We start from the raw sequence: 20,458 nt of genomic DNA on the forward strand, positions 1-20,458 counted from the left end.
AAAAGCGCTTCTTGAAAGGCTTACCTCATCTTACTTTCAGCCTTAGAGTACAATTCTCCCGCATTGGCACGGTGACGCCATTATCTGCGGAAATTATTTCTCGCTTGTTATTAATTTTCTAAAAGGGGAACCATAGGGTTGAGCAGAAAAGGTGGTGAATACTTTGAACTGGATAGAGATGCTTGCTAATCTATCTCCTTCCCTGATATTTACACGTATATATGCTAAAAAGAAGTATAGAAAACAACTTCTATAGTATCTGTAAGTTCAACAATTAAGTCAGAAGCATGAAACAACTGCCGAAGATTGATAGCAACCAAGTTTTGCAAAAACTCAAACAGATTCAATTAGATATTACCTCAATTGAAACAGAACCCCCTGTAATGCTTACTGAGGTGATAGGATTTATACGGTGCAAAGTGACTCTAACTGATAATCGTAGTAGTCAAGCCTTAGCAAATTTTTCTCTAACCAAAGAAGGTAAATTATTGCCTGGTGAAATTTCAATTGAAGAGGCAGAGACAACTGCCATATTTAGAGCCTTATCCTACTTGGGGTATGAAACAGAAGCTTTAACTCATTAAGCGTAATTATGTAAATAATTATTAGCTAAGAGTGTAGATAGAAAAAAGAGGTGCTCATGTTAAAAAACCAGCTTACAGAAGAAAATCTTGCCTTTGTTTTTCAAGAACAGCAGTTTTGCTGTGTCAAAATTAGTTCAAATGTATACAGGTTAGAGGCTATTCTTAAAGCTACATACAAGTTTACAGACAAGTGTTACATTCATGTAGAACCTGCAACTCAAGACAAATTCTTAGTTCGTTTCAAAACTAAGAATCAATGTTATAGTTCTCAAGAATTAGCACATGAATTTTGCAACGAGCTGCTTGACCAAGAATTGCGTATCATCATCGCTCAAGAAACAGAAGCAGTCAGAAATCTAATTATGGCTCATGCTTTTTCTAAGACGGCTCTCATTGAGCCTGAGCTTGAGATAGCGGATTACATAGAAGATCCGCTTAAAATTGGAAGACAAGATGAGAAGTTTTAATGTTAACACCTCTAAATTTTTGTTATACAATTTATGACCTGTCTGTAATTTACCAGCAGATGCAAGCATTGTCCAACAAAATCATTATCCGCATTATTCAGCAAAGCAATTCTTAAATTCAAGTACAATTCCTATTTTTCCAGGGTCTAAAAATTTTCTATAAATAACGAATAAGTATTTATTAAAATACTATAAAAAATGAGTGGCAAATTTAAAGCATTTGAAGCTTATCAACAAAATAGTAGCTACAACCTACTTCCTTTTAGGTTTATAACACTAGATACTCATCGTTATATACTCACAAATATTGCAGGCGAGTACATAGTTGTTTCTAAAAATGAGCTTCAAGATTTTACTAGGAAGCAACTTACGAGCCAAAATCCCCTCTATAACGAGCTAAAATCTAGGCATTTCCTTTATGATGAAGAATCTGATATTGCTCTAGAGCTTCTAGCAATCAAGTATAGGACTAAACAGAGTTATCTTGTTAACTTTACAGGACTGCACATCTTTGTAGTCACACTAAGATGCGACCACTCTTGTCCATACTGTCAGGTATCGCGCCAGTCAGAAGATAAGACGGCTTTTGATATGACTGGAGAAATGGCAGATAAGGGCATAGATATTTTGTTTCAAAGTCCTTCACATACATTAAAAGTAGAGTTTCAAGGCGGTGAATCACTCTTAAATTTTGAGCTAATAAAGTATATTGTTGAACAAGTCGAAACTAGAAATCAGGCTGTTGGAAAAGATATTGAATTTGTAATTGCTACTAATCTATCTCCATTAACCGATGAGATATTAGATTTTTGCTTAGAACATAGGATTTTTATTTCTACATCCCTTGACGGTCTAGAAGAATTACATAACAAAAATAGACCTAAAAGAGCTAATGATAGCTATGCCAGATTAATCTCTGGCGTAGAGCGCGTCAGGTCTAAGTTAGGACCGCATTCTGTCTCCGCGCTGATGACTACTACTCGTGAAAGCCTCAAATATCCTCGTGAAATTGTAGATGAATACCTTCGCCAAGGATTTAAGAGTATTTTTCTTCGTTCTATCAGTCCCTATGGCTTTGCTGTAAAAACAGCTAGTTCCACTGGGTATCAAATGAAGGAATGGTTAGATTTTTACAAAGAGGTTTTGACATACATCTTAGAGATTAACAGAGCAGGAGTTTATTTTGTTGAAGAATATACTGCTCTTATTCTTAAAAAGATGTTAACCCCATATCCAACAGGATATGTTGACTTACAATCCCCATCTGGTATTGGGATATCGGTAATAGTTTTTAACTATGACAGTGATGTCTATGCCTCTGATGAATCAAGAATGTTGGCAGAAATGAATGATAAAACATTCAGATTGGGTAATCTCCTAACAAATTCATACCAACAGATTTTTACAAGTGATATTCTTTTAGACACTATTTACGAAACAATGTTAGAAGGAATGCCAGGATGTACAGACTGTGCATTTCTTCCTTATTGTGGCAGCGACCCAGTTTATCATCATTCAACTCAAGGTGACACAATTGGACACAAGCCTACAAGTGGATTTTGTCAGAAAAATATGTCAATTATGAAATACCTCATCAAGCTCATGGAAGATGAGCCTAAGGTAAGACAAATATTTGAAAGCTGGCTCTAAAAAAAATTGGACTAAGTGTATGTTGAAACTACATGGTTTTACTACAACTAAATGGAATGAAGAACCTTTTATCGCTAGGTTAACTGATAACCATTTGTTTTCATCACATCTGGGTGAATCAGAAGCTTTTATTGTCAAATCGGAAACTTTAAACAATTCAAAATTACAAGAGTTCCGCTGTTTAATTAGCAAGGATAATGAGGAAATTCAAATTCCTAAAAATGAAGATTACAATCATCGATTAGTTCGCCTGCCAACTGATTTTAATTATTTGGTATCAGGAGACATAATAAAATTTTATCCCCAGTCTGGCAGAATAACTGTTTTTTATAGGAAACATTCAAAGCATAACGTTATTTTTTTAACTGAGAGGTGTAACAGTAACTGTTTGATGTGTTCCCAACCACCTCGTAATGTTGATGATAGTCATTTGATTAATGATTACTTAAAAGTCATTCCATTGATGTCTACAGATACAGTAGAAATAGGAATTACTGGTGGGGAACCAACTTTATTAAAGAATAATTTTCTGAATATTGTTAAAGCTTGTCGAGACTATTTGCCAAGTACTTCCTTACATACTCTTTCTAACGGTCGGCTTTTTAGTTACCTACAGTATGCAAAAGTTTTAGCGCAAATAAAACATCCTGATTTAATGATTGGAATTCCTCTATATTCGGATATTGCTAGTATTCACGATTATGTTGTCCAAGCAAAGGGTGCTTTTAACCAAACTATAAAAGGAATTATAAATCTTGCACGCACTAATGTTCAAGTAGAGATTAGAATAGTTGTTCACAAACAAACTTACGAACGTCTCCCTCAGATAGCTCGCTTCATTGCACGTAACCTTCCTTTTGCTAGTCACATTACTTTCATGGGACTGGAAATTATGGGTCATACTAGGGCAAATCTTGACAACCTTTGGATCGATCCGGTGGACTACCAAGATGAACTAGAAGAAGCTGTCCACTACTTACATAAACAACGTATGAATGTTTCTATTTATAACCACCAACTGTGCGTTTTGCGGAACTCTTTATGGTCATTTGCAAAAAATTCCATCTCTGATTGGAAAAATGAATACTTTCCACAATGCGAATCTTGTGTTGTAAAAAACAGGTGTGGAGGATTTTTTTCCTCCGCAACTTTGCGTTTTAGTAATTATATATATCCAATTAGTTCAGATGTTTTATGAAAAAGTATATTGGAAAAATATTAACTGTTGGGCTTGCAGTTGAAGCGTTGCTTCAAACCACTTCTGGGCTTCCTGCCAATGCAGAAATAATTGAAAAGATAGCCGTTGCACAAGATGTCACAAGTAATGTGACTACATCTGACATTCAAGTTGAACCACTGGTACTTGCTTCTAGTGATAATGCTAGTGTGCTAATTGCTGGACATGGCTCTCACAGTTCTCACAGTTCTCATAGCTCCCATAGTTCTCATTACTCAGCAAGTGGTGGTGGCGGATATTCAGGCGGCGGTGGTGGCGGATATTCAGGAGGCGGTGGTGGCGGATATTCAGGAGGCAGCGGTGATCCATATACTCCATCATCACCAGCACTTACGGAGCAGCAGTTAATAAATTCGCTCCCCAAACTGGAATCTTTGCTTACAAAACCAGGAATTTCTATTTCTGTAGTTGACGTTAAAGTTAACCAGAAAAAATTTGGCAAAGTAGGTCTTTTGATTAATGGACAATCCTACATACCAACCAACTTGCTTAAACTGCTACCTACAAGTACTGGATTGCAAAAGGATTTAATACTAACTTTATTTACTGCCCAGTCATTAGGAATTCCAATGTTAACTTATAAAGGCAGTATCTTTATAGAATCATCTGGGGTGTCAAAGTTGTATAGAGATATGTCTGTCAGTTGGGATAATAAAAACAAAGTAGTGATTGTGCAAACTGGTCTGGCGTTGCAAAACTGAGAGTGCTTCTGCAACTTTTTCCCCTTTCTGCTCGATGAAGTCGAGAAGGTCTTCTGGGGTTTCACCCGGGATACGCGCAAATTGGGACACGTTGTAAAGTTATGTTACGCCGATGTTTGAAAACCTTGATTTAACGTTGTTTCGATACCGGATTGAGCGTGTTCTCTCTTGTGAAGACATTCCCTAAAAAGGTCATTAATGGCGTCACGGTGCCAATGCGGGAGAATTGTACGTTAAGAAAATTTCAAGTGCCTGAAACAACGATTTTTCGTTCAAATTAGATCAAAACTAGCAGCATAACCATTTATCTGTGATTTCAGTCTTTTAACGCAAAGTTAACCTTTGGAAGCAGTATTGTTACAAATACCTTTCTGTGATTTGAACTAAAAATTGAGATTTTAACCCATGATATGCTTCAGAAATGAGTATCCATTTTATAGTTCACTTTTAGTATTCGAGTTTTTGTAATAATAATGATTATCGTGTGGTGGCTAGAAAGACTCATAAAAGAGGTGTTTGTATAAATCCTTCGGCTTAATTATCATTATTATTCAGCTACGGTTTGAGTAGGCGATCGCCCAACAACAGAGCGATCGCTTGTTCAATGAAATATTTGATTTTTACTCAGATATCTACTAAAACAAAAGTTTTGAACCATAACATGGGTATTTGAACCATATTTTGAATTGAAAGTTTAAGTTAGAACAATTTTGTCAGGGATTTTTTGTGCAAGTTTTGTCCAATTGTGTTTTTTAAACTCATTCTTGAATTATGATTCAAAATTTCAACCCTCTCTCATGTATGAATGCAAAATTTGATATTGGGATTGGTTAAAAAGCCCAAAATTGCGTTAACTCTTTCTCGATTTATCGTTCAAAATTTTTCTCATATTATGATTCAAAGGACACTTTCTCGTATTCCATTGTGTCCACTGCTTCAACTATCGATAACGCTTGCGGTAGTCCCAAGGCTTCTCTAACCCTGGCTGACTCCACACCCCAGCCTTAGATGCGATCGCTATCTTCTCAGCTTGCTCAAAAGCTGTGACATTGGGGCAATTCTTCGCGTATTGCCTATATAGGTAAGCATTTCCAGACTTGAGCATTTCCTCTTGAAAACTCATTTCCAGCCCCCACTCCCCACTAACTGAGGCCATCACCTCAGCCACAGTTCGCCCGTAACGGTCTGTTTCGATAGGTACGATCATTACTTGATTTTTCGCTAGGGCAACAAGCGATCGCAACTTCTCACGCGCCTCATCCCCAAATGGTTGCCCCGGCGCTTTACCGTGTTTCACTTCAGGAGAGTCAATCCCACAGAACCGGATTTTTTTGGTTTCGCCACGGCGACCGACAGTAATCGTGTCACCATCTGCAACGCTAACCACTGTCCATTGTTCCGACAGTGGCATTGCACGGGGTGATGTGGAGTCTGCCGCAGCTTCTACAAGCGATTTAGTTATGGGGGAAAATACAGCAGCGAGGGCGATGACAGAGGCGATAGAGGCAAGTAAGAAAACTGGGCTATTTAGGAGATTTTTGGGCATTGATAATATCTCGGTTGTGATGCTTATATAAGTCAGTTTGCCCAGTTATCTTGACTTTCTTTTCATGGCTATGGTTTTTCTCTTTTTGAGACTGTTATTTATTTGTCTGCCGGATACTTTTAATCTTATACAATTGTCTGCCAGACAAGAAGCATTTCATTCAATACATGAACAGGAAACATTAATAATGTTTTAACCAATAATATTTTATGCAAATACTTGTCTGCCAGACACAAAATCACTGATTGATGCAGCAGCTATTTACATTGTTTTTATAGAAATATCGGCATAATTCCTCAAAACAAATCATGCAGTTTTGTTTAAAACAAAAGGTTAAATTTCAGTAGCTTCACTATTTATAAAAAATAAAATTACAGATGAATATGGTTTCAAGAAAAGACGAAATTCAACTTCAATATTGGTGATGTATGAACAAATTACAAATAGCTAAGTTGGGATTAATTGCGACTGCTGCACTTAGTGCGATCGCTTCTGGTATTAATCCGGCTGCTGCAATCCCTTATAACAGCGCCACTGTAGGCATCACCGTGCCAAACCGGGTTAATTGTACTCTAAGGCTGAAACCCTTGTTTTATATAGCTTCAAACCCCTTCCAGCCACCAATCGTCAACAATATCTTCAGATAACTCATATTCTGAAGTAATCTGCCGAGCATACTCATCACCTATCTCTTTTGAATGTCCAATCAACATCGCAAAAGACTCTGTAATATCTTGTTTTCCGGGTTGGCGAATATGCTTCTCAGCAATATGTCGTAAAGCATGGGGGTTAGTCCATCTTTCTTCGCCAAATAAAGCCTTTGATGACATAGCGATCGCTCTGGTGACAACTCGCCAAATGCTGGCTACATTAAGAGGATTGCCAAAAACTTCTATGCCATTCTTCCTACTCTTGCCAAACATGAAGAATAAATGATTGTGGCTCTCAAAATTGGTTTTAGCTACCTCCCAAAAAGCAATTCGTTGTTCTACTTTCCTTAACTTTTTCTCTAAGTAATCAATGTATTGTTGAGGAGAATTTTGTACTCGATTATCAAAAATACCTTTTTTCGCAGCTTCTAACTGGCTATGAATATTTTCAATTTGATCAGAATTTTGCCCCCAAAATTTCATCCAACCATCTAAGGTTTTGATTGATTCCTCAATTAAAGGTCGCCACTTGTACACCCACATATCTAGGTCTTCGGTTAAAATATCAGGTAATTTATAGTGGCGCATTTTACCAGTAACACCAGAATTTTTGTGTTTTGTTATTTTGGCTACATAGTACGGATTTCCATCTTCATCTTCAGATCGAAATAAAGTTTCACCCAGTTTGAAGTTTCTAATTTCCTCTTGGCGAACAGGACAGTAGACTAGAATTTTGACAATTAAATAAATCTGCCATGAGCGAGCAACTGCGGAAGTGTTTCTTTTTTGCGAAGAAGCGACTTCTCCAGTTTCATCTTCATTCCCGATGTGAGTAGCACAAGATTTTCGCAAATAATCAACAACTTGTCTAGCTTGTTCATGTGTTAGTTGTTTATTTTCCCATTTCTGTTCTTCCAGTTTTCCTTTTTCTTTCGCATATTCCTCAGCTAACTCATTACGTAAATCTTTTAAATCTAAAATTAAAGGAATATCAGACCAATTGCGCCTAGTAGATTTATCATAATTAAGCCACTTAGCGATAGCAATTGCTGTTTTCACCATATTGACACCTGTTGAATGGGAAACTCCGCGTGTTTCAACTGCCCAATAAGTGTATTCATCTAAAAGTTCTACATCGCTCAACAGTTCTAAATGTAACTCTGATAACAAAATATTGCTAAACTCATAAATTAATTTGATTTGTAGTGCAGAAAGGGAAGAATTTTTATAATTAGATAAAAACCTCAAAAAAGCAGGAGATAAGAGATAGTTATTGACATCAGCCAATAGCTCTAAATGTGATTCAGACAGTAATTTATTTTCAACATACCATCCCAAAAAGCGGAGTATTCTTTCTTCATCATTTTTAAAACTTGATTGTTTGATTGCATCAATTTTAGGTCTTCTAGCTTCTCCTTTTTGTCTATGCTGTCCATATTCACGTACAGTTCGGCGGATACTTTTTCCTCCTGTTAATCGGAAATGTTTAAACTCCTCAATTTTGTTAATGACAGATAGTGGTAATTCGTCTTTTGCTAGACCATAAAAAGAAGCTTCGCCAGCACCAGTTCCTGGTTTAGGAGCAATCTTAGTTCTTGATGGAGCGATTTTAACAACAGGGTCAGGGAATAAATAAATCCACCAGGGTTGCTTTTCTAACCACTCCAAAAATCGTTTCAGAGCCGAACGGTAATTTTTGACAGTATTGATAGAAATTTCGTTATTTTCAATGGCTCTGGTAATCTGGCACTCAAATATTTTTAGAGCATCTTTAAGTTGAGCAACTGGAAAATTGTTACTGTATGCTACGAATTCATCAATCTTAAAATCTTTGGTTTTTGGGTCTAATTTTGGAAAAACGTATTTTCTTAGTGAAATGCTAAGATATTTCTCAAAATTGACATCAAGTTTCTTAGGTTCTTGATTAATTCGCCATAGTTCAATAGCATAGCCAAGTGTATATTGCCCCATATAAAAACAGTTTTTATTCCGAGTATTTAGTAATAAATAAAAAATAATCAATCTAATTTATAATTTAAATTAATTATGTAGTTTAAAGCTAAAAGTATAGTACATTAGTTTTATACAATTGGCAAGTATGACTTCATACGTTTTTTGTATGAAGTCATACTTGATAAAAACAAGTAAAATTCTTGTACAGCAAAGAGTTTAAATAATTAAGCTTTTTACGCTTCAGGGATTACTTCCGTCGGATTATGGTTGAGGGCAGTAAATTTTATAGTACAATTGTACTATAATTAGTTAGAGAGAAGTATGAATAAATACACAGTATCTTATGCGCTTAATCTTTGGAATAATTCAAAAAAATCTCAAAATATTGATGTTAATTTTGAAAAATATTTGAGTTTAGCTTTGAGAAAATTCGTCTTTACTCAATTTGATGCAGAAGCTAAAAACTTAACTACTAAACAGTTTTATACATATTCTCAGCAAGTGGACATTGAACAACTTAAAGATGCACTAACTATCTTTGATATCCAAACTAAAATTTTCATTGAACAAGGTAAAATGTCTGAAAAAACTAGAAATAATTATCGTTCTAGTTTAGCAAGGTTCATAGCATGGATAGAAGAACAAATTTGGTGGAAGGAGTTATTTTTAGGTAAAGTAACAGATACAGATGTAGCTCCTTTCCGGGAACCGCTTGCTCTTAAACCAACTCGCGGTAAATTACCATCCTATGGATTAAGACTAGATGATTTATCAGAGAATGTCTTAAAACAAATTGAGGAATTTAAACAATTCCGTGTGAGCGGAGGAAAAAATATTCGACTTTCCTTTCGGGAACGGAGACAGCAAGGAGAAGGTAGAGCTTTTAGTCCGAAGATAGATCCAATTAAACTTACCACTTTTAATAAAGATGAGCAGGCAATATCACGTTTTTTTGGTTGGTATAATCAAAACTATCTTGATGAAGAATTGCATTTAGAATTACTAACGAATGTTGAATTACTAGATGATTACACTTACTGGGCTACAACAACTAGAAATGTGAGTCACTCTACTGGTATGGAAATGGTAGGTACGGGTATAGCCATTGCGAAGTGGTTAAACTTTAACATCTCAAAGCGTCGCAACTGGTTAGACGTACCAATTATTTTAGAACTACAAGATTTGCAGAGTGAGTATGCAGAAATTTATGAGCAAGAAAAGAAGCAGTCTTTAAGTGAAAAGTGGGATTCCAAAAAGGTAACTCACCAGCAAGCACGTCAAGTAGTTCAATTATTACAAAAATTCTGCGCTCCTAATTATGGTAAGCATGATTTGCAAACTGGAGAATTTCTAAGTCATGGAACACGAAATAATTCATCTGTAGCTAGAGCTTGGCAGATTTACTTAATTGTGAAAATTTTCGTTTACTGTCCTGTTCGTCAAGAAGAAATTAGAAATTTAAAATTGGGTGAAACTTTGTTTCGTCAAGAGGATGAACAGGGTAATCCCTATTATGTAGCTAAAATCAGAGAACACAAGCGTTCTTCTTTAACTGCTAAACCCCGTCATTACAGATTGCCTGCAATTTTAACGGCAGATTTAGATATCTGGGTTTATAAATGGCGACCTTTAATTGAGGAATCAGTAAAAACTTTGCCAGGATGGATAGATTTTTGGGGCTACGGTGGAGGGAAAATAGAACGCATCGAAGCTAGATTAGAAGCGGCTAAACAAGGAGTTGTTGGAGAAAAAGTTACCAATTCTCCTGATGAATATATTCAGCAAGAACAAATAAGATTACAAGCAGCTAAAAGTTGTATAGCAGTTTGGGAAGTTGCTAAAGAAAATTTAGAAAGCCATAACTACTTATTTTTCATCCTTACCAAGCGTGAACCAGAAAGTTTTGGTAAACCTCATTATGTAGCTAGTATCTGGCGGCTAGTCAATAGAGCTATTGCTAGAGGAACCAAAACACTTTTTGGAGAAGAACGATGGACTAATCCCCATGCCCTGCGCCATATCGCTGAGGCGCATATTCGTCTGTCCGGTAAGGCTGACATTGCTGCTTCTTTTGGTGCTTTGATCGGCCACTCCAAGGAGATGGGCGACGAGTATGCCAGCCAAGTCCTTTCTGAATATGACTTAACGAAAAATATTGTTGATGACTGGTGGGAATAAGTTTTATGTGACAGATAGGGGAGCTGACTTTTCCCGTTAAGTCTCTTTTGCAAGCAGCCAACCTTCACAAAGGTCATGCAATTTTAACCAACCTCGCCACAGTACCTGGATACCAATTGGTGTTTTGCTTCGATGTTCTAGGTAGCCGCCAAGACGAGCGATCGCTTCGACAGCCCAATTAACTGTGAGGAGTTTGGGTGGTTTGGGAGACTTAGCTTTTAAAATCTTGAGTTCAAGGGGATTGAGAATTTCAATTGCGGGAGCTAAAGGCTGAGTGCGGTGGAGATAAGTCAACTGTAAAAGCTCAACAGCAATCACACTCAAGAATCCAATAAGAGTTTTCATCCCCTCAGCAGCAAGCCGATATTTTTCTACCTGACATCCCGACTTGAAAATTTTATGATACTCTTCAACTCGCCAACGGTAAGAATACCAGCGTAAAATCATAGAAGCTGTCTGGATATCTGCAACAACTTCTGTGGTTAGCAACATCCATTCTACAGAGGTTTCACCCTCTGGGCAATCAACTTCCGTGACATAAACAGCATACACCAGTAGAGGGTCACGGTTGTCAAAACGATAGGGAGTACGGAGGTTTACAGGACAAAATCGTACAGCCAGCTTGGTTTTGCGGGCAGAACGTTTACTAGTCTGGGGTAATTCGATTTCCTGTTCCAGACTGATAGGCTGCCCTTCCAGTTTTGACCAAAGACGCTCACTCTCGGAATCTAAGCTACGGTTATGAGCTGCACGAACGATAACTCCTGTGTGCTGAAGTTGACGAACTTTATCAAAAACTTCTGTGATATCACCTTCTCGGTCGAAAGCATGAATCACTTGCGTGTGCTTACTCACAAGGTTTTCTACAGTGGTGAGCGCTTCTACCCACCTGTAAGATTCTTTTTGTTCAAAAGGGCGGTTTCGGGCTTCTTTACGTGCTGCTGCTTGTCGTTTTTTCTTTTGTGTCGGAGTTTCCTCTTTTGGTGGCTTTTGTTTTGGCTCTCGATTCCAAAGTTTTTGCCACAACAGACCTATCGATTGACCTTTCTGGGGTTCTATGGCTAAAGCGCTGTGTAATATTAAACCGTTACCTCCCTTACCAATTGGGCCGTAACCTTCCTTTTTAGCCTCAATACTGCCATAATCAAGAAAAGTCGTGTCTCCAACGCACAGCACTACATCATATTCTGCAACAGTTTCCGCCGTCATTTGACAGTGCGGCTCAATCACTCTTGAAAATTCCACTTTGGGGTTGGCAAAAACTCATAAGCTCTCTTGAGTACTTTTCCACTACTGAAGATTTCTGCCAGTGCTTTGCCAAATCCAAGACTTAGAGCATAGCCTATCGACATTGCACGCTCATTTAATCTGCGATCGCCTAGCTCACAAGTCGCAAAATTTTTCTCCCACCAGTCCAGCATCGCTTGTTACCTTTAGCACTCGATTTCAATTACTGTACCGTATATGCTGTGCTGTTTCCTAAATCCTTTGTGAGCAAGCTTTTCAAGACTTAACGGGAAAAGTCAGATAGGGGAGAAAGTAGCGAAGACACTTTTGGCGAATTTGGAAACACCTATAGATAATGAAGTGATCGCGTCGCACTTAGAGGTTTAACCTCTCACTGATGCCGCAGGGCAGAACTTAGTAGGGAAGAGTGTTTAAGAGGTTTAAATGTGATCGCCGCAGATTGCGTAAAACGTAAAAATAAGCATTGCAGCTTGCAGCCACTTTATCCTTTAAACTACACGTTACGGCAATATTATGGGTTACTTCCTACCGATACAAGCTTTTGAGCCGTTGTGTGGCGGCAAACGGCAGCCTCGCTGATTTCACCCCATTTAGTGATGTAAGACGCAGGTGTGATCGCCTTTCTGCCTTGATTGAAGCACGAAATAACGATTTCGTTAAATCGCTAATTCTTGCTTAAACGAAATTTCTCTGTACGATTAAGCGAAAACACGATATAACTAATTCGCTATAGAGCGAAAGGACGGAATTTGATGACCGTATTGGTGGGTGTCATTTCTCAAAAAGGGGGTGTGGGTAAAAGCACCCTTGCTCGGCTCATTGCCCGTGAATATGCTGCTGCTGGCTGGGATGTAAAAATTGCCGACCTAGATATTTCTCAAGGTACGAGTACGGATTGGAAACAACGCCGAGAAGTCAATGGTATCCAGCCGGAGATCGCTGTTGAACCATTCCGCACTGTTGCTCAAGCACTTAAACACGCCTCGGTTTATGACCTTATGGTGATGGACGGCCCACCACATTCTATGCAAGGGACACTGGAAATTGCCCGTGCAAGTGATTTGCTTGTCTTACCCACTGGTTTATCACTGGATGACCTCAAACCGTCTGTACTGTTGGCCCATGAATTGGTAAACGCCAAAATTTCTACGGATAAAATTGTTTTTGTTTTATGTCGAGTCGGCGATCGGGAGAATGAGATCGAAGAAGCGCGATCATATATTCGTAAGGCTGGTTATGACACAGTGGCTGGCTCAATCCCCGAAAAGACAGCTTACCGACAAGCTTCTGATAATGGTCGCGCTCTCTCAGAGGTCACGTTTCCTAGTTTAAGGCAACGTGCAGAACAAGTGGCCCAAGGAATTATTGATCTGTTGAGTGAACAAGAATCCTAATTATGTCAACTAAACCACCTCCACCACCTCGCAAACCAAGCAAAGGTGAACCCCCTAGCATTAAGGAAACAAAAGATAACTTGGAGAAGCCCGATCCAGGTGAAATTTCCAACCTGAATTTTAAAGTACCTGCCGAGTTTAAAAAGGATTTTAAGATTGCGGCTGCTACTTATGGTTGTACCCAAGTCGAGCTATTGCAACGGATTTTTAAATACTGGACAGACAATCATGGCTAGTAAAGATTCGTCTTTTCGCTAAATCACGAAAAGACGAAATAAGGTTTTTCAAGTTTTTAATTTCGTCTTTTCGTTACTAAACGAAATAGGTGTTGAGCCAGAAAACAAAGGCTCAAAGCTTGATTGAATAAAAGTTTCAGAATCTTGCTCCGATTATTGCTTTCTAAAAGCGACAAAACAGGGCTAAAACTGCAATTCTTACTATACAAGGGTTAGAGCCTTAACCTCGCCAAAATATCCGTTATTTCACGCCCTTTCTTTTCAATAAAATCCAACAAATCCTCTGGTGTACGGGTATTCTCTTCATTTTTAGCATTCGGGTTTACTGCTTTCAGGTCATACACTGCATCTTCTATCGCTTGGGCTTGGGCTTTTAGTTCTCTGGCTTCTTTTTCCTGTTCTTTAGCAGCTTGTTCTATTTCTTTATATTCCTCTGTTCCCTGCTGTTTGGCTTTTTTCAATGCAGTAAGTCTATCTCGCAATCCTCTGGCTTCCTCGCCGATATCTGCGGCTTTTTGTTTTAGGGGTGCGGCTTTTTCTGTGGCTTGGCGTTTACGTTCTGTTATATCTACCGTCCAGCTTCTTTCGCTGTCACTTTTAATGGGGAGTAGCCGGAAAAACTCCTCAAATTGGGTTTCGGTTAGGGGGGAGCGTTTTCCGACTTTAATATCTGATAGGTCGTAATACCAAATTTTTTCGGTGGGTTCGCCTTTGTGAAAAAATAAGATATTGGCTTTGACTCCTCCACCTGCGGCGACAAAGGTTCCTGCGGGTAAACTGACAATACACCAGACGTTACACTCGTTAAGCAAGTTGCGTTTTGTGGCAACAAAGGCTGATTCGTTGGTGCGGAATAAAATGCCTTCGTCTAAAACTATGCCGCAGCGTCCGCCAGACTTCAAATTTTGGATGGCGTGTTGTAAGAAAAGTACTTGGGTGGCGCTAGTCTGGTAAGCAAAACCTGTTTGTGCTTCTTTACCTTCTTTGCCACCAAAGGGCGGATTCATTAAGATAACGTTATATAAATCTGGTGTGGCTGTAAATAAACCGCCATAGGTTTCGCCTCCCGTGAGGGTGTTACCATGCCAAATATGGGGTTCATCAATGCCATGCAATACTAAATTAGCGATCGCAATCGGGTAGATGAGATTATCTTTCTCCCGTCCGTAAAAAGTACGTCGCTTGAGTATTTCTAAGTCTTCTGGTTTGGTGATTTTGCAGTTATTTTCGCCCCTCATGTGTTCGTAGGACTGCGCTAAGAAACCACCTGTACCAAGTCCGGGGTCATAAACAGTTTCGCCTATTTTAGGGTCAATAACTTTCACCATCGCCCGAATAATGATGCGAGGAGTGAAGAATTGTCCACCGTCGTTACCCTTTTCACCCATTCTCAACAGCAATCCTTCAAAGACTTGGGACAGGGGGAAAATATGGGTGTCGTCTACGGTTTCATATCTGATTTCATGTATTTTATCAAGAATATCCAGCATATTTTTTTGGCTATCGATGCGAACGCGATCAATACCGGACATCACTTCGCTGATAACTTTCTGTTTTGGGGTTGCGTCTTTGCTATTTTTTAGTTGTTTGAGATAGGGAATGAAAATCAAATCTACCCAGATTTTGAAAGGTTCAGATAGTTCAATATCGGTATCTCTAAATTTCTTGAGTTCCTCAACTTCTTGGCTTTGTTCTGTAATTTGATGGCGTTTCCAACCTTGGGAGCGTTGTTCGCTGTCGAGGGTAAATAGAGAGTTATCATAGGGTGCAGCCCAGTCACGCCAACGGTAGGGGGCTTCTAATGATGGGGTAAATTTAAAGCCAACAGCATCAGCGTTTTCTGCTTCTTCTTGTTCGCGTTCGTCGAGTATGCGTAAAAATAAAATCCAGGTTAATTCGGGTATGTATTGTAGCGCACCTGCACAGTTAGAACGGCGCATGATGTCGCAAGCGCTGTAAATGTAGCTGTCGAGGCTTTGTTGGCTGGTGTATTTGCGACCGTTACCGTTACCATTGCTTTTTTTGCGGGTTGCTGCCATTGAATAAATTTAATTAGTTAACTGATTTGCCAAGAGTTATAATACTTTCGTTCCGTTAGCTTTTTGGCAATGATATTTTTTTCAGAAAAGTATCATTAAGCTTTGTTACTCGTTATAGTTCGCCGTTGAAAGCTTGACGCAGAAAGGCTGCTGGTAGCTTTTTGATGGCTTCGAGTTGTTCTTTTAAAGTTTTGCAGAGTTGTTCAGCTTCTGCTATTTTTCCTGTTAGGGTTGCGGCTATGTGCTTTTGATCGGAGAGTGGAGGCAGAGGAATAGGCATCTTATGCATAGTAGATGCGCTAATGTTCACTTGTCCTATTGCGCGAGCCATATTTGCTTCTATAAATTTTCGTCCACTTTCTGAATTAATATATGCTGCGATGTAATTTGGAATAGCTAATTCTTCCAGAACTCGAAACCGAATTAAGTAAGAAGCAAATACTGCATCACGAGAATCCTCAAATACAGCAGTTTTACCTACAAGTTCGGCACTATTAGTGCGATTAAAGATAATATCTCCTTTTATGAGGCGATATTTTCTCTCTTGTTTTTCTGGTAATTGAATATACTTCAAGTTCTCCCAAAGTATTCGGCCTTCGTAGATATTTCCCATTCTTAACATTGGTAAGCCATCATCTGTATCATTCGACGCTTCTGATGTTCCATACTGTCCATCCCCATAACAAATTTCTCGTAGCTTCTTTATTTGCCACTTCTGTGCTTCTGGGTTATTGAACACAGCGCGGAGATAGGCTGCGGGGAGGTCTTTGGCGGCTTCTAATTGCGCGATCGCATTTCTCCGTGCTTCCTCTACCCCTTCCATTTTTTCGTTCAAAATCGCCGCAATACGTTTCTGTTCATCCAGTGGCGGGAGAGGAACAATAAGATTTTCTACAAATTCTTTTTGTAAGCCAGTTTGACCAGCAGAGCGTTGTGATTGAGCAATGACAACGTTTTGTATAGTAGGTTCTTGAAGTAAATAGTATAAATAGTCTTTTAATAAACCATCTTTAGGTACAGTCTTGATTAATGCAACATTGTAAGCACCTGACAGACCACGCAAAATTTGAAATAACGGGGGCCCGTAACGACCTATCATTACATCGCTTTCATCAAAATTTCGTTTTGCTTCTTCTATAGGTATATATACAGCTACATCAGATCGACGAAAGTCTTGTATTTGAACTAATCGTACATAACCCGGCAGTGGTTCATATTTGAAAGTGTGTTTGGGAGGTTGCATTCCACCAATAAAATCACACACATGACCCAACTTTACCCATCGCCAACCACTAGGTAACTTCCTTTTACCATCCTCAAAACTAAATTCTTCCTTATTCGTCACCCTACAAAAACCCTCTTTTTCATCTCGTAAAACCTTCTTAATTACCCATCACCTCAGACAGCACAACCACTTCAATTCCAGGTAAAGCAGTCAACCGCCTATCATTAGTTAAAAAGGTTTCACAGCCACTTAAAATTGCAGTAGCGCCATGAATTGCATCTGGTAATCTCAGGTTCGCCACAGCCCGCAATCTTGCAGCCTCAATCAACACATCTCGACTTACCGCAACAACTTCCAGCACTTCTGAATTTTGCAAAGCTTGTTGATAAACAGACTGTATTTCTAGATTTCCATCCATCAAAGGTCTAACCAACACCTCTGCTAAAGTCAGTTCGCTAGTAAAAGCTCTCAAATTGCCAGCATCAATACTATCAAAAAGCTGATTTAACTCATTAACAAAATCAGGATAACCTTCTATCGCATAGATAAAAATATTAGTATCTAAATAAACTCTTTCCCTCCTAATAGCATTTACAACGACCAAGTATCCCGCTCCCTACTAATAAAATCATCAGCTTCCTGCTGTGTAGCAAAACAGCCTTTGCCAGTACCAATAATACTACGTAATGATTGTTTCTTTTTTGTTGCCGTTTCCACAATTATAATTACATCAACCTCAGTACCAACAGGTAATTCTGATGACTGAATATTGATGACTCCACCTGGTTTTACAACCGCCTTTTGTCTGATAGCTTGGTTCATGTTTTTATCCCCAATAATCTCTATGATGCTGCAAAAATCCTCTCCTTAATCTCCCGCAACACATCTCTCGGCTTACCTAAAATCTCAAGCGACTTGCGCTTCACCTGTGATGACATTTTAAAAATATCCGGATTTTCTAAAGCTTCCGTTCCTCCACTGACGAACTGATTTACCAAAGCCTCAACAGTTTTCGCTGTAGCTTCGGGCATTTTGTTCAGCCAGTCAGCGTGCTTGTACCTAAAAGCCTCAGCGCGAACAATTTTGGTTTTAGGAGCCAAGCCATAAGCTATGTCCGCTAAAACATCATACAAGTCATAGTCGCCCAATTGTTCCACAGTAGCAAATTCTTTCGGTGATACCCCTGTATTCACCAACTGCTTCAACAATTCCTGACGCTTTGTCGGGTTAACCCAGCTAACGCGAAACTCTTCTAGAGTGGGAATAATTTTTACCAAATTCGCTGCAATTTGTTCTTTATATTCCTCAACAGAAACTCTCGTATCTTCACCATCAAGCTGAGAACGCATAAAGCGTCTCCCGTCGGTTTCTTCCACCCAATCATCAGTATCGTTAATTTCCACAACTAGCGCAGAAACTCCCGTACCTCTACTGCTATTTTGAGCGGGAGTCCTTAATTTAGTGAGAAATTCTTCCCCAAATAATCTGGTAGCGTCGGTGTAATCGTAAACGCGAAACATCAATTTATTTTCACTTAACCGCGTTCCCCGTCCCACCATTTGGTAAAAACTTATTGGGGAATTAATCTGATTGAAGAAAACAATATTACGTACCACTGGTACATCAACACCAGTAGTTAATAAATCAACCGTCGTCGCAATAAAGTGAGTGCGCGAACTCCCTCGAAAATCAGGTATTAATTCCTGCCCTCCACCCTTATCGGTACATTTAAACGCATAGCTTTCAACCCGTTGCTGATTATTCTTTTGACACCACTTGGTATAAATCTTTTCCATCGTTTCCTCGATTAAATCAGCATGGCGATCGCTATTACAAAAAATAATTGTTTTTTGCTCCGCTCCACCTGTTTCCAGCAAATACCTAAATAAGTCTATACAACGACGCTTCTCAAAATTAGGCAACATCAATCGGGTGTGAATACGCCCTTTTTTAAAAATCTTGCGAATTTGTTCTTCTGTTACTGGCAATCCTGTGTCATAATCTACAGGATTTCTAGCCATAATATCTTCGACTGCCAATTTATTAAAATCAATCTTGACTCTACCTTCTCGAATTTCGCAAGCCGCCAAGTAGCCATCTTCTACACCTTGGAGCATATCGTATTCATAGACAGGCTCGCCAAAATACTCAATATTATTCGCCGTTATCTGCTTATCTGCTAAAACTTCTTCTGTTTCTTGAGTCACTTCAATTTGTCTAGGTGTCGCAGTCAACCCAATTTGCACAGCATTAGGGTTACGAGTCAGAACATTTGACCACTTACCCCAAGCGGAACGGTGACACTCGTCAATAACAATATGACTGAAGTAATTTTCTGGATAGTTATTGATTAAGAAACTCGCGTTATCATCATCTTTGGCTACCCCTAAAGTTTGGTAAGTAGCAATGAGAATTTGAGCATTTTTTTGTGTATTTCTGGAATCTACAACCGCAGCATTCGCACCAAAAATATTCTTAAAAGCTGTTGATGCTTGGGCACGGAGTTCATCTCGATCACATACAAAAAGCGCCTTTACCCTTTGTCCTGTATCTGCAATTCGTTTTAACAAATGTACTGCAATCCGAGTTTTACCCGCTCCCGTAGCCAGAGACAGCAAAGCACGTTTCGGCTGATTTTCTTTCTCAGATCGCGCAATTTTTTCTAAAACAGCACGAATTGCAGCATCTTGATAATAGCGTACTGCTGAGTCACCACCAGTATAAGGAGTTAATAGAGCTTGGGCTACTGGTTCATCTAGCTTGAAACCTACCCATTGTTCATAACAAGTACGAATATTATCTGGATTGGGAAACTCAGAAAGCGGTTTTAGTTCAGAAATACTATCATTGATGCGGTCATACTCAATATATCTATGTCCATTAGTAGAATACGCAAAAGGTACGTGAAGCCGCTTTGCATATTTTCTAGCTTGATTAAATCCCAAAGTTGGGGAGAACCTCTCAGCTTTCGCTTCAACAACACAAGCATTGACAAGTTGCTTATTAGGAACAGGTTGAAGGCGCAAAACAATATCGGCTCGTCCATTTTTTTTCTGACGAGGTACACCCTCAATAATCTTAATCTCTCCAGCAGTTACTTCACGCTTGATAAAATCCTCTGTCCAGCCTTTGCTGTAGAGACCTGGGTTTATTAGCTTGGCAATAGTTTCTGCCTCATTTTTCCCATCTTCGGTATATTCCTCACCTAACAAAATACTGACCCCCCTGGTAAAAAATATTTCCCTATATCTTGACCATGATTACTTGTTGCCGTCAAGCTTTAATAGACTACACCTCTACGCATAACTTTCACGTCGCGCATCTCGACTCAACCCCTAATAGGAACCTGG

At 39.0% G+C, this 20,458-nt stretch carries 18 protein-coding genes; 9 read left to right on the plus strand and 9 right to left on the minus strand.

From position 1 onward, the window contains the following. Positions 1 to 287 precede the first annotated feature (287 nt). The 5 genes from RM368_RS28420 to RM368_RS28440 all read left to right on the plus strand — a co-directional run bounded on the left by RM368_RS28420 (position 288) and on the right by RM368_RS28440 (position 4,639). Complete coding sequence (locus tag RM368_RS28420) at positions 288 to 584, plus strand: hypothetical protein (RefSeq protein ID WP_322697156.1); 297 nt, start codon at positions 288 to 290, stop codon at positions 582 to 584. 56 nt (positions 585 to 640) lie between these two features. Then, positions 641 to 1,051, plus strand: a complete 411-nt coding sequence (gene hxsD, locus RM368_RS28425; protein ID WP_322697157.1) for a His-Xaa-Ser system protein HxsD — start codon at positions 641 to 643, stop codon at positions 1,049 to 1,051. Between the two features lie 198 nt (positions 1,052 to 1,249). Beyond that, the gene (gene hxsB, locus RM368_RS28430; protein ID WP_322697158.1) at positions 1,250 to 2,701 is read left to right on the plus strand and encodes a His-Xaa-Ser system radical SAM maturase HxsB; all 1,452 of its coding nucleotides are present in this window, start codon (positions 1,250 to 1,252) and stop codon (positions 2,699 to 2,701) included. A gap of 19 nt (positions 2,702 to 2,720) precedes the next feature. After that, entirely contained in the window at positions 2,721 to 3,899 is a 1,179-nt protein-coding gene (gene hxsC, locus RM368_RS28435) for a His-Xaa-Ser system radical SAM maturase HxsC (RefSeq protein WP_322697159.1), read from the plus strand. Further along, entirely contained in the window at positions 3,896 to 4,639 is a 744-nt protein-coding gene (locus RM368_RS28440) for a hypothetical protein (protein ID WP_322697160.1), read from the plus strand. Before hxsC ends, RM368_RS28440 begins: the two co-directional genes overlap by 4 nt. Positions 4,640 to 5,579: 940 nt before the next feature. On the opposite strand, the gene RM368_RS28445 is transcribed toward RM368_RS28440, so the two are convergent. Further along, on the minus strand, positions 5,580 to 6,185 hold the full coding sequence (locus tag RM368_RS28445) for a thermonuclease family protein (protein WP_322697161.1): 606 nt from the start codon (positions 6,183 to 6,185) through the stop codon (positions 5,580 to 5,582). Between the two features lie 428 nt (positions 6,186 to 6,613). Between RM368_RS28445 and RM368_RS28450 the strand changes: the two genes are divergently transcribed. Further along, complete coding sequence (locus RM368_RS28450; protein ID WP_322697162.1) at positions 6,614 to 6,832, plus strand: hypothetical protein; 219 nt, start codon at positions 6,614 to 6,616, stop codon at positions 6,830 to 6,832. Here the strand turns inward: RM368_RS28450 and RM368_RS28455 are convergent. Further along, the gene (locus RM368_RS28455; RefSeq protein WP_322697163.1) at positions 6,788 to 8,857 is read right to left on the minus strand and encodes a hypothetical protein; all 2,070 of its coding nucleotides are present in this window, start codon (positions 8,855 to 8,857) and stop codon (positions 6,788 to 6,790) included. The two genes, RM368_RS28450 and RM368_RS28455, sit on opposite strands and share 45 nt — an antisense overlap. A gap of 252 nt (positions 8,858 to 9,109) precedes the next feature. On the opposite strand from RM368_RS28455, the gene RM368_RS28460 reads away from it, so the two are divergent. Then, entirely contained in the window at positions 9,110 to 10,966 is a 1,857-nt protein-coding gene (locus RM368_RS28460; RefSeq protein WP_322697164.1) for a hypothetical protein, read from the plus strand. A gap of 36 nt (positions 10,967 to 11,002) precedes the next feature. Here the strand turns inward: RM368_RS28460 and RM368_RS28465 are convergent, their stop codons facing one another. Both RM368_RS28465 and RM368_RS28470 read right to left on the minus strand, forming a co-directional pair. Then, complete coding sequence (locus RM368_RS28465; protein ID WP_322697195.1) at positions 11,003 to 12,175, minus strand: IS4 family transposase; 1,173 nt, start codon at positions 12,173 to 12,175, stop codon at positions 11,003 to 11,005. A gap of 17 nt (positions 12,176 to 12,192) precedes the next feature. After that, positions 12,193 to 12,387 carry a transposase DNA-binding-containing protein gene (locus RM368_RS28470; RefSeq protein WP_322697165.1) on the minus strand — a complete coding sequence of 65 codons (195 nt, stop codon included), beginning with the start codon at positions 12,385 to 12,387 and terminating at the stop codon, positions 12,193 to 12,195. A gap of 579 nt (positions 12,388 to 12,966) precedes the next feature. Here RM368_RS28470 and RM368_RS28475 point away from each other — a divergent pair. Both RM368_RS28475 and RM368_RS28480 read left to right on the plus strand, forming a co-directional pair. Next, positions 12,967 to 13,608, plus strand: coding sequence for a ParA family protein (locus RM368_RS28475; protein WP_322697166.1), 642 nt, complete (start codon positions 12,967 to 12,969; stop codon positions 13,606 to 13,608). Positions 13,609 to 13,610: 2 nt separating this feature from the next. Continuing rightward, positions 13,611 to 13,844 carry a hypothetical protein gene (locus RM368_RS28480; RefSeq protein ID WP_104910315.1) on the plus strand — a complete coding sequence of 78 codons (234 nt, stop codon included), beginning with the start codon at positions 13,611 to 13,613 and terminating at the stop codon, positions 13,842 to 13,844. 212 nt (positions 13,845 to 14,056) lie between these two features. Here the strand turns inward: RM368_RS28480 and RM368_RS28485 are convergent, their stop codons facing one another. The 5 genes from RM368_RS28485 to RM368_RS28505 form a co-directional block, all read right to left on the minus strand. Continuing rightward, positions 14,057 to 15,883, minus strand: a complete 1,827-nt coding sequence (locus tag RM368_RS28485) for an N-6 DNA methylase (RefSeq protein ID WP_322697167.1) — start codon at positions 15,881 to 15,883, stop codon at positions 14,057 to 14,059. 112 nt (positions 15,884 to 15,995) lie between these two features. Beyond that, entirely contained in the window at positions 15,996 to 17,228 is a 1,233-nt protein-coding gene (locus tag RM368_RS28490) for a restriction endonuclease subunit S (RefSeq protein WP_322697168.1), read from the minus strand. 37 nt (positions 17,229 to 17,265) lie between these two features. Next, a complete protein-coding gene (locus RM368_RS28495; protein ID WP_322697169.1) occupies positions 17,266 to 17,712 on the minus strand; it encodes a type II toxin-antitoxin system VapC family toxin in 447 nt (148 codons plus the stop codon). Beyond that, complete coding sequence (locus tag RM368_RS28500) at positions 17,700 to 17,930, minus strand: hypothetical protein (protein WP_322697170.1); 231 nt, start codon at positions 17,928 to 17,930, stop codon at positions 17,700 to 17,702. The genes RM368_RS28495 and RM368_RS28500 overlap by 13 nt, the downstream gene beginning before the upstream one ends. A gap of 20 nt (positions 17,931 to 17,950) precedes the next feature. Next, on the minus strand, positions 17,951 to 20,320 hold the full coding sequence (locus RM368_RS28505) for a DEAD/DEAH box helicase family protein (RefSeq protein ID WP_322697171.1): 2,370 nt from the start codon (positions 20,318 to 20,320) through the stop codon (positions 17,951 to 17,953). Positions 20,321 to 20,458: the final 138 nt, after the last annotated feature.

The organism is Nostoc sp. DedSLP03 (genome assembly GCF_034530815.1).
Lineage (GTDB): Bacteria > Cyanobacteriota > Cyanobacteriia > Cyanobacteriales > Nostocaceae > Nostoc.

Coding starts and splice junctions, on each gene's coding strand:
- RM368_RS28440 (WP_322697160.1), top strand. CDS start 3,896: ATGAAAAAGTATATTGGAAAAATATTAACTGTTGGGCTTGCAGTTGAA.
- RM368_RS28450 (WP_322697162.1), top strand. CDS start 6,614: ATGAACAAATTACAAATAGCTAAGTTGGGATTAATTGCGACTGCTGCA.
- RM368_RS28475 (WP_322697166.1), top strand. CDS start 12,967: ATGACCGTATTGGTGGGTGTCATTTCTCAAAAAGGGGGTGTGGGTAAA.
- RM368_RS28420 (WP_322697156.1), top strand. CDS start 288: ATGAAACAACTGCCGAAGATTGATAGCAACCAAGTTTTGCAAAAACTC.
- hxsD (WP_322697157.1), top strand. CDS start 641: ATGTTAAAAAACCAGCTTACAGAAGAAAATCTTGCCTTTGTTTTTCAA.
- RM368_RS28460 (WP_322697164.1), top strand. CDS start 9,110: ATGAATAAATACACAGTATCTTATGCGCTTAATCTTTGGAATAATTCA.
- RM368_RS28500 (WP_322697170.1), bottom strand. CDS start 17,930: ATGAACCAAGCTATCAGACAAAAGGCGGTTGTAAAACCAGGTGGAGTC.
- RM368_RS28485 (WP_322697167.1), bottom strand. CDS start 15,883: ATGGCAGCAACCCGCAAAAAAAGCAATGGTAACGGTAACGGTCGCAAA.
- hxsB (WP_322697158.1), top strand. CDS start 1,250: ATGAGTGGCAAATTTAAAGCATTTGAAGCTTATCAACAAAATAGTAGC.
- hxsC (WP_322697159.1), top strand. CDS start 2,721: ATGTTGAAACTACATGGTTTTACTACAACTAAATGGAATGAAGAACCT.
- RM368_RS28480 (WP_104910315.1), top strand. CDS start 13,611: ATGTCAACTAAACCACCTCCACCACCTCGCAAACCAAGCAAAGGTGAA.
- RM368_RS28470 (WP_322697165.1), bottom strand. CDS start 12,387: ATGCTGGACTGGTGGGAGAAAAATTTTGCGACTTGTGAGCTAGGCGAT.
- RM368_RS28465 (WP_322697195.1), bottom strand. CDS start 12,175: ATGACGGCGGAAACTGTTGCAGAATATGATGTAGTGCTGTGCGTTGGA.
- RM368_RS28445 (WP_322697161.1), bottom strand. CDS start 6,185: ATGCCCAAAAATCTCCTAAATAGCCCAGTTTTCTTACTTGCCTCTATC.